Source organism: Pseudomonas sp. SDO5522_S412, from assembly GCF_054071215.1.
Genome location: NZ_JBSVWQ010000365.1, coordinates 1 through 3,632, shown reverse-complemented (window position 1 = coordinate 3,632; position 3,632 = coordinate 1). Strand labels below are relative to the sequence as shown.

Annotated in this window: 2 protein-coding genes; both read left to right on the top strand. The window is 62.4% G+C overall.

The window, feature by feature from the left end:
* Positions 1–342: 342 nt before the first annotated feature.
* The gene (gene gcvH / locus ACW9I6_RS31470; protein ID WP_457340211.1) at positions 343–726 is read left to right on the top strand and encodes a glycine cleavage system protein GcvH; all 384 of its coding nucleotides are present in this window, start codon (positions 343–345) and stop codon (positions 724–726) included.
* Positions 727–736: 10 nt separating this feature from the next.
* A complete protein-coding gene (gene gcvP / locus ACW9I6_RS31465; protein ID WP_134327229.1) occupies positions 737–3,583 on the top strand; it encodes an aminomethyl-transferring glycine dehydrogenase in 2,847 nt (948 codons plus the stop codon).
* Positions 3,584–3,632: the final 49 nt, after the last annotated feature.

Sequence of the window (3,632 nt, the reverse complement as noted above, 5' to 3'; positions counted from 1 at the left end):
ATACATTCGGCACTGACATACCGCATTCGCGAGCAAGCCCGCTCCCACATTTGATCTACGGCGCCCTCAAAAGCGACCTCCGCCCGTACTGAAAGCGCTACAGTGGAACGATATCAATACACACCGTCCCAGGCGTCGCCATGCAAGGCTTTGATCCTCATAGGCTTTTTTTCACCCGTCCAGCTGTAGCGATATCGCTACAGTCACCTTCCGAACATCACCCGCCATAATCAGTAACTAATTGTTTTATAACGATAAAAAAACATTGGCCGCAATTTTGCTAAGCAACTCCCCATTATTCCAATCCCGTCCACCAGACGAATCTGGCCCTGAGGAGTTTCCATGAGCGAGTTGCGCTTTACTGAAGATCACGAATGGCTGCGCGCCGAAGCCGACGGCAGCGTGACCGTGGGCATTACCGCTTTTGCGCAGAACGCGCTGGGTGATGTGGTTTTCGTGCAACTGCCTGAGCTGCAGTCCTACGACAAAGGGGTAGAAGCCTCCACCGTTGAATCGGTCAAGGCCGCCAGCGGCGTATACATGCCATTGGACGGCGAAGTCCTCGAAGTAAACGACAAGCTGGACGGCAGCCCCGAGCTGGTCAACGAAGACCCGATGGGCGAAGGCTGGTTCTTCCGCTTTAAACCGGCTGATGCCGACGCAGTAGCTAAGCTGTTGGATCAGGATGCGTATGACCGCCTGATCAAAGCCAACGCTGAAGCCTGAGGAGCGCGCCATGACTAATCTGACCACCGCCAACGAATTCATCGCCCGCCACATCGGCCCGCGCCAGGACGACGAGCAACACATGCTCGCCACCCTGGGCTTTGATTCCCTGGAAGCCTTGAGCGCCAGCGTGATCCCGGAAAGCATCAAGGGCACCGCTGTGCTGGGCCTGAGCGACGGCCTGAGCGAAGCCGACGCACTGGCTTCGATCAAGGCGATTGCCGCCAAGAACGAGCTGTTCAAGACCTACATCGGCCAGGGCTACTACAACTGCCACACACCGTCGCCGATCCTGCGCAACCTCCTGGAAAACCCGGCCTGGTACACCGCCTACACGCCGTATCAGCCGGAGATTTCCCAGGGCCGCCTGGAGTCGCTGCTGAACTTCCAGACGCTGATCAGCGACCTCACCGGCCTGCCGATCGCCAACGCCTCGCTGTTGGACGAAGCCACCGCCGCTGCCGAAGCCATGACCTTCTGCAAACGCCTGAGCAAGAACAAAGGCAGCAACGCGTTCTTCGCCTCCGTGCACAGCCACCCGCAAACCCTCGACGTACTGCGCACCCGTGCCGAGCCGCTGGGCATCGACGTGGTGGTGGGCGACGAGCGTGAACTGACCGACGTCAGTGCCTTCTTCGGCGCCCTGCTGCAATACCCGGCCAGCAACGGTGACGTGTTCGACTACCGCGAACTGACCGAGCGCTTCCACGCCGCCAATGCGCTGGTGGCCGTGGCCGCCGACCTGCTGGCCCTGACCCTGCTGACCCCGCCGGGTGAGTTCGGCGCCGACGTGGCCATCGGCAGCGCGCAACGCTTCGGCGTGCCGCTGGGCTTCGGTGGCCCGCACGCGGCGTACTTCTCCACCAAGGATGCGTTCAAACGCGACATGCCGGGCCGTCTGGTCGGCGTCTCCGTGGACCGTTTCGGCAAGCCGGCCCTGCGCCTGGCCATGCAGACCCGCGAGCAACATATCCGCCGCGAGAAGGCCACCAGCAACATCTGCACCGCCCAAGTGCTGTTGGCCAACATTGCCAGCATGTACGCCGTGTACCACGGCCCGAAAGGCCTGACCCAGATTGCCAACCGCATTCACCACCTGACCGCGATCTTCGCCAAAGGCTTGGGCGCATTGGGCCTGGCAGTTGAACAAGCCCACTTCTTCGACACCCTGACCATCAAGACCGGCGCGCAAACTGCTGCCCTGCACGACAAGGCTCGCGCCCAGCGCATCAACCTGCGTGTGGTCGACAGCGAACGCGTTGGCCTGTCGGTGGACGAAACAACCTCCCAAGCCGACATCGAAACCCTGTGGAGCGTGTTCGCCGGCGGTAAAGCCCTGCCGGACTTCGCCGCATTGGCTGCCAGCGTTGAAAGCACCCTGCCGGCCGCGCTGCTGCGCCAGTCGCCAATTCTCAGCCACCCGGTGTTCAACCGTTACCACTCCGAGACCGAGCTGATGCGCTACCTGCGCAAGCTGGCCGACAAGGACCTGGCCCTGGATCGCACCATGATCCCGCTGGGCTCGTGCACCATGAAGCTCAACGCCGCCAGCGAAATGATCCCGGTGACCTGGGCCGAGTTCGGTGCCCTGCACCCGTTCGCCCCGGCCTCGCAAAGCGCCGGCTACCAGCAACTGACGACCGAACTGGAAGCCATGCTCTGCGCGGCCACCGGTTATGACGCGATTTCCCTGCAACCGAACGCCGGTTCCCAGGGCGAATACGCCGGCCTGCTGGCCATCCGTGCCTATCACCAGAGCCGTGGCGAAGAACGCCGCGACATCTGCCTGATCCCGTCGTCGGCCCATGGCACCAACCCGGCCACCGCCAACATGGCCGGCATGCGCGTCGTGGTCACCGCCTGCGATGCACGCGGTAACGTCGACATCGAAGACCTGCGTGCCAAGGCCATCGAGCACCGCGAGCACCTCGCTGCGCTGATGATCACCTACCCGTCCACCCACGGCGTGTTCGAAGAAGGCATCCGCGAAATCTGCGGGATCATTCACGACAACGGCGGCCAGGTGTACATCGACGGCGCCAACATGAACGCGATGGTCGGCCTCTGCGCCCCGGGCAAGTTCGGCGGCGATGTGTCCCACTTGAACCTGCACAAGACCTTCTGCATTCCCCACGGCGGTGGCGGCCCGGGCGTCGGTCCGATTGGCGTCAAATCCCACCTGACGCCGTTCCTGCCCGGCCATGCCGCGATGGAACGCAAGGAAGGCGCGGTGTGCGCCGCACCGTTCGGCAGCGCGAGCATTTTGCCGATCACCTGGATGTACATCAGCATGATGGGCGGCGCGGGCCTCAAGCGCGCTTCGCAGTTGGCGATCCTCAACGCCAACTACATTTCCCGTCGCCTGGAAGAGCACTACCCGGTGCTGTACACCGGCAGCAACGGCCTGGTGGCCCACGAATGCATCCTCGACCTGCGCCCGTTGAAAGACAGCAGCGGCATCAGCGTGGATGACGTGGCCAAGCGCCTGATCGACTTTGGTTTCCATGCGCCGACCATGTCGTTCCCGGTGGCTGGCACCCTGATGATCGAGCCGACCGAAAGCGAATCCAGGGAAGAACTGGACCGCTTCTGCGACGCGATGATCGCCATCCGCGAAGAGATTCGCGCGGTGGAAAATGGCTCGCTGGACAAGGACGACAACCCGCTGAAGAACGCACCACACACTGCTGCGGAACTGGTTGGCGAATGGAGCCACCCATACAGCCGTGAACAAGCGGTGTACCCGGTGGCGTCGTTGATCGAAGCCAAGTACTGGCCGCCGGTTGGCCGGGTCGACAACGTGTTTGGCGATCGCAACCTGGTGTGCGCGTGCCCGTCGATCGAGAGCTACGCGTAACCTGATGTGGGAGCGGGCTTGCTCGCGAATGCGGAGTGTCAGTTGATAC